This is a genomic window from Lysinibacillus louembei, from assembly GCF_033880585.1.
In the GTDB taxonomy this organism is placed as follows: Bacteria; Bacillota; Bacilli; order Bacillales_A; family Planococcaceae; genus Metasolibacillus; species Metasolibacillus louembei.
Map to the genome: position 1 here is coordinate 2,555,794 of NZ_CP137624.1, position 16,900 is coordinate 2,572,693.

14 protein-coding genes are annotated in these 16,900 nt (G+C 37.0%); 11 read left to right on the forward strand and 3 right to left on the reverse strand.

Annotated elements, in window-relative coordinates; translation table 11 throughout:
• The first annotated feature begins 1,069 nt into the window (after positions 1-1,069).
• Together R6U77_RS12785 and R6U77_RS12790 are read left to right on the forward strand one after the other, a co-directional pair.
• Entirely contained in the window at positions 1,070-1,399 is a 330-nt protein-coding gene (locus R6U77_RS12785; RefSeq protein ID WP_319835922.1) for a DUF3139 domain-containing protein, read from the forward strand.
• Between the two features lie 123 nt (positions 1,400-1,522).
• Complete coding sequence (locus tag R6U77_RS12790) at positions 1,523-2,494, forward strand: aminoglycoside phosphotransferase family protein (RefSeq protein WP_319835923.1); 972 nt, start codon at positions 1,523-1,525, stop codon at positions 2,492-2,494.
• 39 nt (positions 2,495-2,533) lie between these two features.
• On the opposite strand, the gene R6U77_RS12795 is transcribed toward R6U77_RS12790, so the two are convergent.
• Entirely contained in the window at positions 2,534-2,893 is a 360-nt protein-coding gene (locus R6U77_RS12795) for a hypothetical protein (RefSeq protein WP_319835924.1), read from the reverse strand.
• 11 nt (positions 2,894-2,904) lie between these two features.
• Complete coding sequence (locus R6U77_RS12800; protein ID WP_319835925.1) at positions 2,905-4,089, reverse strand: polysaccharide deacetylase family protein; 1,185 nt, start codon at positions 4,087-4,089, stop codon at positions 2,905-2,907.
• A gap of 129 nt (positions 4,090-4,218) precedes the next feature.
• Between R6U77_RS12800 and R6U77_RS12805 the strand changes: the two genes are divergently transcribed.
• From R6U77_RS12805 to R6U77_RS12825, 5 genes are all read left to right on the forward strand, one after another.
• Entirely contained in the window at positions 4,219-4,602 is a 384-nt protein-coding gene (locus tag R6U77_RS12805; RefSeq protein ID WP_319835926.1) for a VOC family protein, read from the forward strand.
• 2 nt (positions 4,603-4,604) lie between these two features.
• Positions 4,605-5,642: a serine hydrolase domain-containing protein gene (locus R6U77_RS12810; RefSeq protein ID WP_319835927.1), complete on the forward strand. Its 1,038-nt coding sequence runs from the start codon at positions 4,605-4,607 to the stop codon at positions 5,640-5,642.
• Positions 5,643-5,695: 53 nt separating this feature from the next.
• Positions 5,696-6,553, forward strand: a complete 858-nt coding sequence (locus R6U77_RS12815; protein ID WP_319835928.1) for an AraC family transcriptional regulator — start codon at positions 5,696-5,698, stop codon at positions 6,551-6,553.
• A gap of 144 nt (positions 6,554-6,697) precedes the next feature.
• Positions 6,698-7,303 (forward strand): DUF5052 family protein, encoded by a 606-nt coding sequence (locus tag R6U77_RS12820; RefSeq protein ID WP_319835929.1) that lies wholly within the window; start codon positions 6,698-6,700, stop codon positions 7,301-7,303.
• 16 nt (positions 7,304-7,319) lie between these two features.
• Positions 7,320-8,759, forward strand: a complete 1,440-nt coding sequence (locus R6U77_RS12825) for a protein adenylyltransferase SelO (protein WP_319835930.1) — start codon at positions 7,320-7,322, stop codon at positions 8,757-8,759.
• Positions 8,760-8,810: 51 nt separating this feature from the next.
• On the opposite strand, the gene R6U77_RS12830 is transcribed toward R6U77_RS12825, so the two are convergent.
• On the reverse strand, positions 8,811-9,173 hold the full coding sequence (locus R6U77_RS12830; protein WP_293928624.1) for a CotD family spore coat protein: 363 nt from the start codon (positions 9,171-9,173) through the stop codon (positions 8,811-8,813).
• Between the two features lie 630 nt (positions 9,174-9,803).
• Here R6U77_RS12830 and R6U77_RS12835 point away from each other — a divergent pair.
• The 4 genes from R6U77_RS12835 (at position 9,804) to R6U77_RS12850 (ending at position 16,900) form a co-directional block, all read left to right on the forward strand.
• Positions 9,804-13,247 carry a Kelch repeat-containing protein gene (locus R6U77_RS12835; protein WP_319835931.1) on the forward strand — a complete coding sequence of 1,148 codons (3,444 nt, stop codon included), beginning with the start codon at positions 9,804-9,806 and terminating at the stop codon, positions 13,245-13,247.
• A 299-nt stretch (positions 13,248-13,546) separates the two neighbouring features.
• Entirely contained in the window at positions 13,547-14,095 is a 549-nt protein-coding gene (locus R6U77_RS12840) for a glycerol-3-phosphate acyltransferase (protein ID WP_293928620.1), read from the forward strand.
• A gap of 1 nt (position 14,096) precedes the next feature.
• Complete coding sequence (locus tag R6U77_RS12845) at positions 14,097-15,629, forward strand: GNAT family N-acetyltransferase (RefSeq protein ID WP_319835932.1); 1,533 nt, start codon at positions 14,097-14,099, stop codon at positions 15,627-15,629.
• A 170-nt stretch (positions 15,630-15,799) separates the two neighbouring features.
• Complete coding sequence (locus R6U77_RS12850; protein ID WP_319835933.1) at positions 15,800-16,900, forward strand: endospore germination permease; 1,101 nt, start codon at positions 15,800-15,802, stop codon at positions 16,898-16,900.

A 16,900-nucleotide genomic window follows, 5' to 3' on the forward strand; every position in this document is an offset into this window, starting at 1 on the left:
TTTGATTGTGTGTTGTAAAACATAACAAATTGAGAAGGTTTTTTTGTATTGTTTTGGAAAAGAAAAAAACAGCAATAATTGGGGAAATGGCAATAGAGAAGAGAGATATATCCAAAGAATACCTTTAAGCAAACACTCGACCTTATTGTACTGGCTAAAAATGAGGAGGGGCTACGAACATTGGTTATGCTGTGAGTGCAATTGAAGAAGGACGTGTGTAAGGAACAACAAAAAATGATGCTTCTATAATCGATTGTGTGAAATATAAAAGAGGAATTTTTGTAAATGAAGTAGGAGGGGGTGTTAGATGTTTAATGACATCAAGAAAATAGTTATTATGGGATTCTAGAATTTTAAATAGGTTATTTATGAATCCTATTATAGATTATTCTTGTAATCTTATAAATTAGACTATAAAATGTACAATATATACTAATCGTACTAAGTTCGAAGAATGTAATTTAATCTTATTGATATATAAAGCTTTTAAGTACGTCTATTTAGGTAGGTCGTAGGTTCGAATCCTACTGGGGACGTAAATAGGTCGAATTTGAATGTATCTGACCGACATACAAAAAGCCTTGAAACCTTGATATACTTGGTTTTCAAGGCTTTTTGCGTTTTTCGGGAAAGCATTAGAATGTAAAGTTGCACTACACAAAATCGTATTTTAATTCGCATTGAACATGTCTGCAAATACTTTTGCTGAAATAGCTTCATGTTAAAAGTATAGACTTGAAAACTAAGGAAGAATGGGGATATAGGAGAACATTTAATGATTTTGTATTAATAATTGAAGTCACATCTAACTAGGTGTGACTTTTTTCTTATGAGAGTAAATGTTAGAAAGTGTATATTTAATTTCTTTAGGTTATATAGCGGAATTGGCCATTAATTAGAGTTTATTTGATATAATGTAAATTATAAGGGTGTAAAAAACTAATGCTACTTATAGAGCAAGACATGGTTCTTGTGAAAAATTCAAATAAGCTCCATTTATGAGGATTGATTAATGAGTCATAAGCTCTTTTTTTATTAGAGGCCATTTAACTGAAGGGAAGTGGTGAAAATGACGAAGAAAAAGTATTTGATAGTTTTTATTATTGCAATTATAATTTTACCCGTTCTTTATGTACAAAGTAATAAAGTTATGTTTGCCAACAGAGTAACAGAATACCTTATTGAAGAGAAGGGCTATCAAAAAGAAGAAATTAAGTTAATTAAGGGAGTATGGGGGAAAAAGCTACCAACCTTTTATGTAGTAGTTATTTTTAAGGATGAAGAGAATATCGAATATACTTATTTTGCTCATGGCAATGTGCGTCAGGTTGAGTTTAGAGCCATCGATGGTAAATCAGTGACAGTTGATGAATTAAAAAACTATGAACCGTTTAATTAAGTATTTTGGTCCTTACTAAATAACAATTCTCATTTTCTAAATGAAGCCATGTTCATGGAGCGTGGCTTTTTATTGCAGATTAAATGATGTAATCCAATATGTTATTAATTGGAGGTAGGTAATTTGAATAAAGCGATTGAACAATTGATTTTAAAAAATACAGGGCTAGAGACTGTAGTTGAGATTAATAATGTAGAAACAAATAATGATGGCTTTAATAATGACATAACGATGTTTCATCTTAGCTTTTTTAATAAAGCAGAGGAATTTTCTAAGCGAGTTGTGCTGAAAAAATTTAGTCATCGTGTGTCGTTTAATAAAGAACTACATATTTTAAAGAGTGAATCTATGAATAACTACATAAATATTCCAACTCTTTATTTTGAAGATAAAGAAAATAGGCTTTTGTTAATGGAACATGTCGAGGGAGTTACTTTGGACAAATACATTATTTCGAGTGCTAATGAGATGAGGGAGACGTTTGAAAAATTTGGTTCTACACTAGCCCATATTCATTCAATTGATGTGCAGGGGTTAAATAATGAGTATTTTAAAAATGACCAGTTAAATAACTGTATTGAAAGCTTAAAGAATAGAGTTACGGGCTTTGAAGACCCAATTTATAGAAAGATACTGAAAAATATTGAGCAATCGTTCAAAGGTGTAAAATTTAGCGAGGTGCTAAATCATGGGGATTATCATTTTTGGAACACGATAATGACGAATGATAACAAATTGTATATTTTAGATTGGGAAAAAGCCTTTCTAGGAGACCATCGTTTTGATATAGCTAATACGCTTGTATTAGGATACTCTTGGTTTGGAATGGATTTCAAAGAACCTCTATTAGCTGCTTATCAAAATGTCTCTAACAAGGAAATTGAATATTTAGAATGCTTTGAGGCCTTATTATGCTTTGACTCTTTTACTAAGACAGTTCCATTAATATACGGAGCAGACGACTCACATATCAGAGATAGAACGTTTGAATGGTTAAAGCGACGTTACGAATTATTTGTAAAACATACGGGAGAAAGAATTGAAAAAGCGGAACAGTATTTATTTTCTAAGGGTCTTGCAGTCAAAATATCGTAGTAACCCCCTTCCTAAGTCACACAAGGAAGGGGGTTACTATTAAATACCTGTCACATATTTCTGAAGCTGCTTCTCCCTCTGTCCAGCCAACCCTGTTTTAGTCAATGTGGAAAACTGCTCTTTATCCAACATTTTCGTAAGCTGCTGCATCAGCATATCTCTTATTTCGCCAGTGCTATGCTCATTTTCCTCGGATTTAGGCAGCTTTGTTTCTTTAATCATGATGACCTCACCATTTGCCTTTGTGACATAATGGCGGATGTAGCCATTTTCTTTTTTGATTTCGTATTTGGCTTTTGATTTTTTGTGGTTTGCTAGCAATAAATTTTCGGTTAAGCGATTTGTATTTTCAGATTTCGCTGTATAAGCGGAATAGCTACTTCCAAGTCGTATATTCATTTATTTCCCTCCTAGTTCTCCACCATCCCAATAAACTCCTCCAATGTATGATCACAATTAATCGCTAAGCGTTTTAGCTTATATGGATGATCACCGATTTTCACCTTGCCATGCTTAATAGTAAATGCCATTGTCATATTTAGCTCTTTTAAAATGTCAATCGTTTCTCTGCTATATTGACCGAAAGGGTAGGCCATGTATCGGGCGTTCGTGATGTACTGATTTGCGAGGAAATCCTGCTTCACTTCCTCAGCATCTTTCAGAACGACATCGCTTCTGCCAGTTTCGCTCGTTGTATGTAGGTCATGTGTATGACTTTGAAGGTCGAATACATCCTTCATCGCCTCTACTTCCTCCATGCTCAATGTTTGAATGGCATTTGGTTTGAATTCAGGTGTTGTATCAAGATGAATTCTACTCGTAATTAAAAATTCGGTTGCTGTGAAGTTGTACTTTTTTAAAATAGGGTAGCCAAATAAGTAATTGGACTTGAGCCCATCATCAAAGGTGATGACAACAGCTTTGCCTGGCAAATTAATTTCCTTATTTAAAAATTGCTCTAGCTCTTGTAGAGAAATACTTTGATAGCCACTGTCATAGAGCCATTTCATTTGCTCCTCGAAATTCTCAACAGATGTCACAGCCGATATTTCGCGGAACTTTTTGTTTTCGCCATCTGGTAATAAATGATGATACATTAAAATGGGAATGCCATTATCCTTTTCCGTATGCTCTTTGTGAATATAGCCAACCTTGTCACCGACACGCACCTTATACCAGTTGAAAAAATGATTAGCGACAATCGGATAGCGTTGGTTTTTGTTGATAACCGCTAGCTGTTTGGCATTTGACGATGCCTTTTCATAAACAATGACATTATCGTTTAAAATAATGGTCCTTTTTGATTTATAGTCCTTCGGTGTTTTTTGCCTTTGTGATGTCAAAATTGTTTGGGTTTTTTCAATGTAGCCAGTACCGTTGCCAAAGTTGATTTTCCAATAATTTTGCTCCTCACTATTGACCTTATATGTTTGGTTGATTTTTAGAAAACCGACTGTTGCGTTGTGAGAATCTAAAATAGGAATGTCATCTTTCTGTGTTGTAATATAGTTGACCTCGCTCCTTTCGCCTATACTTAAATTAATTGCAAATATACTAATAAAAAATAATATAAAATAGCTAAATTTTTTGTACATAAATTGTCTAGCTCCTTCTCTATCTAATTATTAGTATTAAAAAATTTTTAGTCAATACCAAAATTAACAACACATACCATTTTATAATTAATGCTATAATGGTGCTGTTACATGAAAGGGGAAAAGAAAATGGAATTAACAATGAAATATGTCATTTTGTATGTCAATAATTTTGAGGAAACGATACATTTTTATCGAAATATTTTAGGATTGCCTGTTAAAATGCAGCAAGGAACATATGTGGAGTTTGATACAGGGGCAACGATATTATCCATTAATACGCGTGACTCTGTTCGAGAGGAAATTGGGCTAGATGTACCAAACGTCTTATCAGACGCACAAACATTTGAAATTGGCTTTGTTGTAGACGATGTACAAGCAACAATTGAGACGCTGCGTACACAAGGGGTAACCGTGGTAAAGGAGCCTGTCGTGAAGCCATGGGGACAGACAGTTGCATATGTAGCAGATCCAGATGGGCATTATATTGAAATTTGTACTTCGGTTGACTGACTATGCAGACACAGCTACAGCAAATAATAAAGAATATTGATTTTTCGGGTACAGTATTTGTAGCAGAAGGTGATAATAGACTAAATGAAAGCTTTGGCTATGCCAATCGCTCAGAGCAGATTGTCAATAATGCATCAACTCGTTTTGGTATTGCATCAGGCTGTAAACTATTCACTACAATCGCTATTTGCCAGCTTGTTGAAAAAGGGCAGCTACATTTTCATACAAAGCTTAATGACTGTCTACACTATGATTTTTCAGCCTTCGACCAAGAGATTACAATTCATCACTTATTAACACATACTTCAGGTATACCTGATTATTTTGATGAGGAAGTGATGGAGGATTTTGAAGAGTTATGGGTGACAAATCCGATGTACCATATGAGGAATTTGTGCGATTTTTTACCGTTATTTCAACATCAGCCAATGAAATATCCAGTAGGGGAGAGGTTTCATTATAATAATGCTGGATATATTTTATTAGGGTTAATCGTGGAAAAATCAACGGGAATGAATTTTAGTGATTATGTGCAAACAGCTATTTTTGATAAAGCAGGTATGCATGCATCTGGTTATTTTTCGTTAGATTGCCTTCCAGCTAATACAGCGCTAGGCTATATAGAGCAACTAGATGGCACTTGGAAAACAAATATTTATTCTGTTCCGGTGAAAGGTGGCTCGGATGGAGGTGCATTTGTCACAGTTGGCGATATGGCAAAGCTGTGGGATGCACTTATGAATTATCAGCTTTTGACTGAAAATTCAACTAATCTATTACTATCTCCACACGTACAAGTGAATGAAGATAGCTATTATGGCTACGGTGTATGGATTAAAAAAGCAAATAACGCCATTTTTAAATATCATATAATGGGCTATGATCCAGGTGTTAGCTTTCATTCGGCTTACTATCCAAGCTTAGCTAGCAAAGTAGTTGTTTGTTCAAATAAATCAGATGGTGCATTGGATATGATGCGTGGAGTTGAAGCGTATTTAATCGAAAAACTTTCAAACCAGTCCAATGTCAGCACAAAATGACAGGACGAGGCGGTTAGCTGGCTGTATGCTAGAAGCAAGGAGTGAGGGACATTATGAGTTGGATAGAGTCGATTCAAAGGGCAATTCATTATATGGAGGAGCATTTGTTAGAAAATATAACGATAGAGCAAATCGCGTGTGAAGCTAATTGCTCGGTGTATCATTTTCAACGAACATTTTCGTTATTAACAGATATGACAATTGCTGACTATATAAGAAAACGTCGCTTAACGTTGGCAGCACAAGAAATATTGATGACAGAGCATAAAATTATCGACCTTGCCTACAAATATGGCTACGATTCTCCTGAAGCATTCACGAAGGCATTCCGCAAACAGCATGGCGTGACGCCGAGTGATGCACGCAAAAAATCATATGCGATTCAAGCATATAACCGCCTCGTTATACAGGTGAGTTTGAAAGGAGCAGAACCGATGAAGTACAAAATTGTTGAAAAAGAAGCGTTTCAAGTAGTAGGTGTGAAAAGAACATATAACTGTTCAAATGGTGAGAATTTACAAGGGATTCCTGGATTTTGGGATGAAGTCAATGCCAATGGTACAGACCAAGAGCTATTTCAGCTAAACGATGGAGACATAAAAGGTGTGTTAGGTGTTTGTCTGCCACAAAAGGATGCAAGCAATATGATTGATTATTGGATTGCTGCTGCTACGAGTGCTGAAGCACCTAGCCATTTTGAAACATTGGAAATTCCAGCGTCAAAATGGGTTGTTTTTGAAGTAGTTGGTCCAATGCCTGATGCTATGCAAAATGCTTGGAAGAAAATTTATTCAGAATGGTTCCCATCCAATCCGTATGAGCCTGTAGGAACAGCAGAGCTAGAAGTATATTCTGATGAGAATCCATTTAAAGAAGATTTAGTTTCTGAAATTTGGATTCCAGTTCAATAATTTTTGTTTCTTATGTATTTTTAAAATCAATTGGCTGTCTGGAACGTGGCGTGTTAGCCTGCTTTCTAGGCAGCCTTATTTTTATGAAACTAATTCGCCCCTGCTTCGTAAAAATAGTATTGAATATAAAGGAGAATGATACATATGAAAAAAATTATTTTAGCGTTTGTATTAGGTGCCTCGGTACTGACATTAGCAGGCTGTAACTTTTTGCAATGGGGATTTGGCAATATAAAGGAGCAATTTATTGGACGTGAAATTACGATTCAAACATATGATGAAAGCAGTCAAATTATTGACCAAATTAAAGGGAAGAGTGTTAGTATTAAGGCAGATGATAAGTTTGCGATGAAGGATACTGAAGGGAATACGGTGGAAAAATCATCGGTGCTGGATATTACGGTTGGCGGTAAGCAAATGCTGCATGTAGGCAGTAGTTTAATAGCTTATGAGGATGGTTTAACAAATATTTTTGAGGAATATGCACAAACTGTAGATATTGAACATTTTGATCGTTCTATCCCATTTATTAATCGCATGGTCAATGATATGAAAAACTTAACAGTAGGCAAAGATAAAGTTGTATTAATTCGCTCACAGGCAGGCGAGCCATTAGCTACATTTGTCGGTGAGGATGTTAGTTATTTTGCTACAGAAATTGATAAAGCAACAGGCTTATTAATTGATGATCGCTATTTATTCATCTATCGTTGTGATTATACAATTTACGATTTAGCATTACTTCAATAAAGAGAGGGGGAGTCCCATGATAAATATTGGCTGGCGTTTTGATAATAGCTATGCGCGGCTGCCACATACTTTTTTTGCCGCAATGGCGTTAAATCCCGTGGAAGAGCCGAAGCTTGTTATTGTGAATGAGCAGCTAGCTTCAACGCTCGGTTTGAATTTAACAGCGCTACACAGTGAAGAGGCACTGCAAGAGTTTGCTGGCAACAAGTCACCTATTGGCAGCTCGCCTTTAGCTCAAGCATATGCAGGTCATCAGTTTGGGCATTTTAATATGCTTGGAGATGGGCGAGCAATACTTTTAGGTGAGCATATCACAGCAGAAAATGAACGTGTTGATATTCAACTAAAGGGAGCAGGGCGCACACCTTTCTCACGTGGAGGGGATGGACGTGCAGCACTTGGACCGATGTTGCGTGAATATATGATTAGCGAGGCAATGTATGCGCTTGGCATCCCAACAACTCGCAGCTTAGCTGTCGTCACGACAGGTGAAAAAATTATGCGGGAGCAGGCATTGCAAGGGGCGATATTAACCCGCATTGCCAAGAGCCATTTGCGTGTAGGGACTTTTCAATATGCCGCAAGATGGGGAACTGGGGAGGAGCTGAAGGCTTTAGCAGATTATGCTATCGAGCGCCATTTTCCAGCACTACAACATGAAGAGCAATGTTATATGAAGCTGCTTGAAGGCGTTATTGAAAGACAGGCTGAGTTACTTGCAAAATGGCAATTAGTAGGCTTTATACATGGTGTGATGAATACAGATAATATGACAATTAGCGGTGAAACAATTGATTATGGACCATGTGCATTTATGGATAAATATGATCCTCAAACTGTTTTTAGCTCTATTGATACACAGGGACGCTATGCTTATCAAAACCAGCCGAATATGGCATTTTGGAATTTAGCTCGTTTCGCAGAATCTTTGCTGTCGCTAATTCATCCTGATTCGGAGCAAGCAGTGGAAATGGCACAGCGAGCGCTGCGGCAATTTCCAAAATTGTATGAAGCGAATTGGCTAGCTGGAATGCGTCTAAAGCTTGGATTTATAACTGAGGAGCCGCAAGATATAGAGTTAATAGATGAGCTATTGCAATGGATGCAAGCGAATGAAGCGGATTATACGAATACGTTTCGTGCATTGACATTAGGACAAGTGGAAGAGAACGAAGCATTTAAGCAGTGGTCTAGTCGATGGCAAGAAAGATTACAAAGACAAGCACAACCATTAGAGCTTGTCCAGCAAACGATGCGTCAGCATAACCCAGCAATCATTGCACGCAATCATCGGGTGGAAGAGGCATTAAGTGCAGCAGAGCAAGGCGATTTGCTTCCTTTCCAGCAGCTATTGAAAGTATTGGCACAGCCATTTGCCTACACGGATGAGCAAGAGCGGTACGCAACATTACCACCTGCCTCCAGCTGTACTTACAAAACGTTTTGTGGAACTTAATAAATTGTATGAGAATTGTGTGAGTGCCTGGCACCCACACAATTTTATTTTTTAGCGTCTACCGCGTCTATTGTTGCATGGATTGAATGGCTGACCACACATTGTTGTTGTTTCACAGCATTCATTCATCACCGATTGCGTATGCGGGAAGTAATGTTGATTGTTAATCATTTGACGATTAACAACAGTTAAATGGGATGGATGAACGTGTGGTACGACCGTATTTGTCACATTTGTTTGCACGTATTGACGAGTTGGTGAAACAATCGGTTGAGTAAATTGCGTTGGTCCAACTTGTGTTGGTAGGTATTGCGCGTTTCCTCCAACCATTGGATTGTTACCCCATGCACCAAAGCCCATGTTGTTGCGATTGCCACCTCTATTAGGGAAATTGCCCCCAAATCTATTAACCATTTTGAGCCCCTCCTTTTCACTGAAATAGTAAGTCATATTTAACATATGAAAAAAGATGAGGTTGTTCTATAGTTATGCCTATTGTGAAGTAGAAAAAAGAGGAGGGTTACGGTAATCCTTTCCATCTAACGTTGAAATGGAGCAATTAAACAAGGCATATTTTAATCATTACCTCAAATTGAAATCAAAAATCCACTTTAAAAGTAAAATATAAACGATAATGTTACTGCTTCGTTTTACAGTATATCTATGTTAAATAGACTACTTTCACATCCTCCGATTTTTTATGTTCACAAGTGAAAAAGAATTAACCATAAAAAGTACAGGTTTGTTGTACAAGTATATTGTTAAGAAAATTATCTGGAAGGCAAATATATAAAGTGCCGAATAAAAGGTATATAACAAAAATATGTATAAAAAGTTTAGAATGCGCATAAAAGCGCTGCTATTTCGATGTGATTTTTAGGGTATAACTACCATTTTTACGTGATAATCTCTTGTTTTATTTAATTATAATTAAAAAAAGCTGGATAATTAATACGTTCGTTAATTTTTCTTAACATAAAAAATAAGAGGTATATGCTATGATTTTTGTAAGAATTTTAGAAAAATAAGAGAGGAGAAAGATAGATGATAGAAAAATTTAAACGCTTTTTTATACTTGTAGTAATTTTGATATTGGTGATGCCCTCATTTTCTAATGAAACGCTTGTCTTTGCTAATATGAATGATAATCGTCAGCTTTTATCATCTGCTCCATTAGATGAGAATAGAGTAATAATTATGGGTGGAAATAATGGTATTAATGATCTTACCTCATCCATGATTTACAATTTAGCTACGGATAGCTGGACTACCACAGCGAATATGAACACAGCCCGCTTTGCTCACGCAGCTGTAAAACTTCAAAATGGCAAAATCTTAGTGATAGGGGGAAATAATTTCTCTGATGGATTTTTGCAATCAACTGAAATATATGATCCACTAAATGATACATGGACTACTAGTGCACCGATGTCGATACAGCGTGCTAGCCATACAGCTGTTACTTTGCCAAACGGGAATGTATTAGTAATGGGTGGTGGAAATCATAATGATGGGGATTTGAAATCAACTGAGATTTATAATCCAACTACAAATACATGGACAATGGGGCCAGAAATGAAAGCAACAAGAAGGGAACATAGTGCGGTGCTACTGGATGACGGTAATGTCATGGTAATAGGAGGAACAGTAAATGGCTCAATGTCAGGTAGTGTTGAAATATATAACCCTTCCCTTAATAGCTGGTCAGATGGAGTTAGTTTATCGCAGCCTAGATATGTGACATCTGCGGCAACAGCGGCGGATGGCAGGGTGTATGTAATAGGAGGCTTTGACCCTAATTATACACCACTAAATTCTGCGGCTGTATATGACCCAGAAACAAATGCATGGACGACAAATTCTACATTTATGAATACAGGTCGTCTAGGTCATACTTCCTCTACATTAGCAAATGGAAAGGTCATTTTTGTTGCAGGGGGTGCAGGGAATTCAGGTCCTACAAATAGCACTGAGGAGGTTGAACCGAGCTTACGCACATATAAACCACAGGCTAGTGTAGCTGCTGGAAATGTGGCGTGGGGCACGGAAGTTACCTTAAACTCAAAATCGCAGGGAGCTACTATTTATTATACAACAGATGGAAATGAGCCAACGATTCATAGTGCTGTCTACAATGAACCAATTGAAATTGACCATGCAATGACGATTAAGGCACTTGCTATTAAGGATGACTGGCTAGCAAGTCAAGTAATGTCTGAAAGCTACAATGTTACAGCTGTTGATAGTACAATTAATCCTATTATAGCAAGCTTTGATAAAAATGCTGCTAATAGTGCAGATGTGATGACGACGATGGCTCTTAATGGCAACACATTGGCAAGCATTGCAAACGGCATTGATATACTAGTGGAAGGTACTGACTATTTTATTGATGCACAAAACAATGTCACAATTACAAAAAATTATTTATCTTCACAGCCAGTTGGGACAACCAATCTGACCTTTACATTTAGCTATGGCTTACCAATGAATCTAGCTATAACAGTTCAGGATACAACCGTGGTTAACACACCACCTACTATTGCAGATGAGACAAAGGTAACGCTTGCTAATACATCTGTTTCGGGTATAGCAAGTGGATACGATGCAGACAGTCATACATTAACATTTAGTAAAGTTAGCGAACCGACAAATGGAACAGCAACGGTGAGTGCTGATGGGGCGTGGATTTATATACCGAATAACGATTTTATAGGAGTTGATACTTTTACAATCCAAGTAGACGATGGTCATGGTGGAATTGATATAGGTACAGTGACGATTCATGTTATGCAGCAACCTGTCTCGACCTTTACAATGACATATGATGGGAATACAAGTACAGGTGGAAGTGTTCCGATTGATACGAATCAGTATGTACCAGGAGCGTTAGTGACAGTAGCTAGTAATGTTGGTGATTTGGAAAAAATAGGTTACAGGTTTGTTGGGTGGAATACAAAAGCTGATGGTACTGGTATAAGCTATGTAGCTAATAATACATTTACAATTGGCAGTACAAATGTAATCTTATATGCGAAATGGGAAGCAATAACGCCTCCGTCTAATCCATATCCAAATGAGAATGGTGGCGCTACAAGCCCTGCTTTACCTACTTCGACAACAGAAATGATTACGATAAATGTGGATGGGGAGAATGGCTTTAATTTAGCTAAAATGCTAATTACTCGAACAACAGAGCCAGATGGAACAATAAAAGATAAAATATCCATAACAGAGACAATCGCAAAAGAGACAGTACAAAAGGCAAGTGAGCTAGGTATTGATACAGTGCACATTGTTATTCCAGATAATGAGGATAAAGTGCAGGAAGTGTTGATTGAGATATCTAAGCTAGCATTAGAAGAATTAAACAAAGGTAATTTAAAGCTTGAAATTGTCACAGCGAATGCGGTAATGTCAATTCCAACAACATCTCTGGCAAATTTCAATGATGATTTATATTTTAGAATAATTCCAATGAAATCAGCAGAGGAAAAGAAAAATCTTGAAAATCGGGCGAAGTTAGAAGAAATTGTACGAAGTGTGGCTCAAGACGAATCTGCACAGCTAGTAGGACGACCAATGGAAATTTCAACAAATATGCAAAATAGAGAGGTATCCATTGTTCTTCCATTAAAGGAAAACCTATCATCAAATGTAGAAGAACGTGCAAAGGTGCTCGCTAATTTAGGGGTTTACATTGAGCACAGTGACAGTACAAAGGAATTAATTCAGGGCACAGCTGTGAAAATGAATGATGGTGCTGAGGGGGTACAATTTACAATTAATAAATTCAGTACGTTTGCCGTCATTTATTTAGGAGAAAAGCAGCAAAATCATACACCAACTATACGACATGAAGCGTATATTAAAGGCTATGGTACAACATTCCGACCAAATGAGTATATTACAAGAGCTCAAATGGCTACAATGCTTGGCCGTAATTTGAACATTGTATCCACAACCGTTTCCGATTATTTGGATGTTCCTTCAACACATAATGCCTATCAAGAGATTATAAAAGTGAAGCAAGCAGGTATTATGACGGGGATAAATAGCAATGAATTTAATCCGAGTGGCTCAATCACACGTGCACAAATGGCGGGAATAGCATATCGTTGGATAAAAAATGAATGTCAACGTGATGACAATGCATTTGATAGTTGTGGCAAGCTCACATCCACCTACAAAGGAAGCTATAAGGATGTTCCAACAACACATTGGGCATTTGAGTCCATTCAATTTATGAAGGAAGTTAACTTTATGATTGGCTATGAGGATCAGACATTCCGACCAAATGAAAAACTAACAAGAGCGCAGGCAGTGAAAGTATTAAATCGCTTATTCAAACGTGGGTCATTAACAGGTATAACGACACCGACATTTCTTGATGTTCCAATGACACATTGGGCATTTGGGGAAATTGAAGAAGCGGTAAGCAGCCATGAAGTAAAGTTCGATGAGCACAATCATGAAGTTTTAAAATAAGAAAAATAAAAGGATTGACTTGAAATGTATGTTCAAGCAATCCTTTTTGCAGTTTCTAACAGATTATAGTGATGGTATAGTTTTATTTAGAGAAATAGTAAAGAAAGGCTATTTCACTTGAGTAAAAAAATCTCACAGGCATGTGGAAATGCTAACAAAAAATATACTATGGGTGTAAAGGAATTTGTTCTGAATCCTTCATCAACATAAAATTGTTTTTCATTTTGGTATTTAAAATATAGGAGGTAAATTTTTTATATGACACCACCAACAAAATTAAACAAAGTAGTGCTGAGCAAATGATGATTGCTTATTATTTATTTAGCAGTTATTTGCTAGGAACAATCATGACAGCATGGCTTGTAGGGAAGTACTACGGTCTTTCGCTACAGCAACAGCATAGCGGTAACCTTGGGGCACGCAATGCAGGACGTGCGCTTGGCAAAAAAGGATTTATTTTGACGGCAATTGGAGATGGCTTAAAAGGTGTAATTGTTGTGTTGATCGGGCGTTATGCAGGGTATGAGGCTAACATTATTACATGGGCAGTATTTTTTGTTTTGCTTGGGCATCTGTATCCTTTTTGGTTGCGCTTTAAAGGGGGGAAAGGGGTTGCAACGATAGTCGGAGCGCTTGTTGCATTAAATTTTCTCTACTTTAGTATATTTGTTATTAGTTTTATAGCTGGGTCCTATTTGCTAAAAAGTGCAACATTTGGGTTGTGCATTGCGTTGGTTATATATAGTAGTATTGTTATTTTCGCTGATGTGTTACCAGCAACACTTCTTTGTAGCGTTGCACTTGTTTTATGGAAGCATCGGAAAAATATAAAAGAAAGGCTGGTATAATATGTATTGGTGTAAAATAGCGACATCTGAAAAAGAATTTGAAGAAATCGCTGCATTAAATTACGCAACATTTGTAGAGGAGATTCCCCAGCATCCAACAAATGCAGCACGTCATCTAGTAGATAAATTTCATACAGAGAATACATATCTTGTTGTTTATAAGGAACAACAATTGATTGGTATGTTAGCTTTGCGTGATAAACGTCCATTTTCAATAGATGAAAAAATCGGTATTGTTGAAAACTATTTAACAGCTGAAGATTGCGAGAAGCTTTGTGAAGTGCGACTCTTGGCGATTAAAAAGCAATATCGCAATGGGCGTGTGTTTTTTCGTCTTGCACAGGCATTAGTAAATTATTTATTTGAACGTCGTTACACAGCCTGCGTGATTTCAGGGACAACGAGAGAACAAAAGCTATATAAGCAAATGGGCTTTCAGCAGTTTGCAGAGGCTGTTGGAACAAGCGAGGCATTATTTTTACCAATGGTATTAACGAGGGAAGGGAGTGCACCATTACGACAGCGATTAAGGCGTGATGCATTCACCTTTTACCCAGGGCCAGTATTACAGCAGGAGCCAATTGTGCATACAGATTTATCACATCGCTCCTACGCCTTTCAACTATTATTTGAAGAGTTACAGCAACGTTTATTAGCATTGGCACATGCAAAATATGTAACGACACTTGTTGGAACGGGGACGTTAGCCAATGAGGCAATGCTAGCACAACTAAAATCTGATTTTTCAGGGAGCAAAGGGTTAATTATAACAAATGGTGAGTTTGGTGAACGCTTAGCACGGCAAGCAAAGCAGCAGCAAATGGCGTTTGATGTACTAGCTTTTGGCTGGCAGGAGTCATTTGATTTAGCATATATTGAAGAGCTGCTTGAACGAGGGGAGTATAAATGGCTACTCTATACACATGGTGAAACATCAACAGGAATGTGCAATGATGAAGAGCTAACGCTGCTTGCTGAACGTTATAATGTGGCGCTATGTGCAGATTGTATTAGCTCATTTGGGGCATTGCCATTTTCGTTAGCAGCATTTTATTTGGCAACAGCTGTTAGTGGTAAAGCAATTGGGGCACTAAGTGGACTGTCTTTTGTGTTCTCCAATCATCAGCCACAGCCTAGCGATGCACCGCTCTATATTAATTTGGCACATTATGGTCAATTGCACATTCCATTTACATTGCCAGCAGCTCTTATAGCTAGCACATTAGCTTCTTTACGCGACTACCCTGTGCGATTTGAGCTGCTAGCAGAGCGCATGAAAAGGCTAGAAGCATGGTCATGCTACCAGCAATATGCATCAAAAATAAACCCTTACCCAATGATTGCAACATTTAAGCTGCCGCATGAGCTATGCCATTTAGCTGACGATTTAAAGCTGAATGGCATTCATTTGCATGATGAAAGTGGTTATTTGCAAAGTAGAGGTTTCGTGCAAATAAGTGTCGTTCAACCTTATTTTGAAGAAGCATTTACGAAGCTAACAACGATATATAAATATTATCAATTGCTCGATTAAATGTAGAAAAGTTGTAAGAAAGTAGCTGTTAAGCTGCTTCCTTACAGCTTTTTGCAATTTTAGCTTATGAAACATGAAAACAATGGAGAAGCTATAACTAGCAATAAAGTGGTATGAAGAAAAACAGACTCACTTTTTGTGAATTTTGAACAAGATGAGTGAGGTAATACATGAATCAAAATAAAATGATTAGTATATTGCATGTCATACTTTTAATGATGACAGTTATTGGGTTGAAAAATCATGTAACGATTCTCCCACCTTTAATAAACAAAGCAGGACGAGATGCATGGATGTCCGTGTTTTTATCAGTTATTGCTTTATTACCGTGGCTATTGCTGCTTATTTACTTGCACAAGCAAATCGGTAAGACGCCTTTTCGAGATTGGCTATCAGAAAAAGTAGGAAAAGCATGGGAGAAAATAATTGTCTATATATTTGTAGTCTATTTAATGTTGATTGCAGCTTTCACATTACGGGAAACAATGCAGTGGGTGAAAGTAACCTTTCTACCTGAGACACCAGAGCTGCTACTACTTTTAGTTTATATTGCTCTATGTATTTTTTTAGCGACTACAGGTGTTCAAGGGATTGTGATTGTCAATGTGATTGTGCTAGTAGGTGTCGTGTTTTTAGGCTTTTTTGTAGCAATCGTTAATATTAAGGTAAAAGAATATGAGCTATTAATGCCTTTTTTAGAGCATGGTATTTCCCCTATTTTATATGCTGCAGTTTATCCAGCATCTGGCTTTGTTGAACTGTTTTTTATACTGCTCATTCAAAACCAAATAAAAGAGCGCATGAAATGGCCATATTTCGGTATTATTGTGTTGATTTTACTAGGATTAACACTTGGTCCCTTAGTTGGCGCTATCGCAGAATTTGGTCCTGCTGAAGCTAAAAATCAATACTATCCAGCGTATGAGGAGTGGCGACTTGCCTCTATTGGGCGCTTTGTTGAGCATGTGGATTTTTTCTCTATTTATCAATGGCTCACAGGTGCTTTTATGCGCATTGGTTTTATTTTATTTATAATTATTCATTTACTACGTTTAGATGGTCAAAGAAAGCGTATATTAAAAATTATATTACCAGCGTTTCTTGCGATTAGCTTGCCATTATTTTTGTTCAATGATCGTACATTCCTTCAAATAAAAAGTGAGTATTTTTTAGTTAGTACTTTTGTTTTCTTTTTTATATGGGGAATTATACTGACACTTATTTCATTGAAAAAAACGAAAAAAATGCCAAAAAAGAAGGTGGAGCAATGA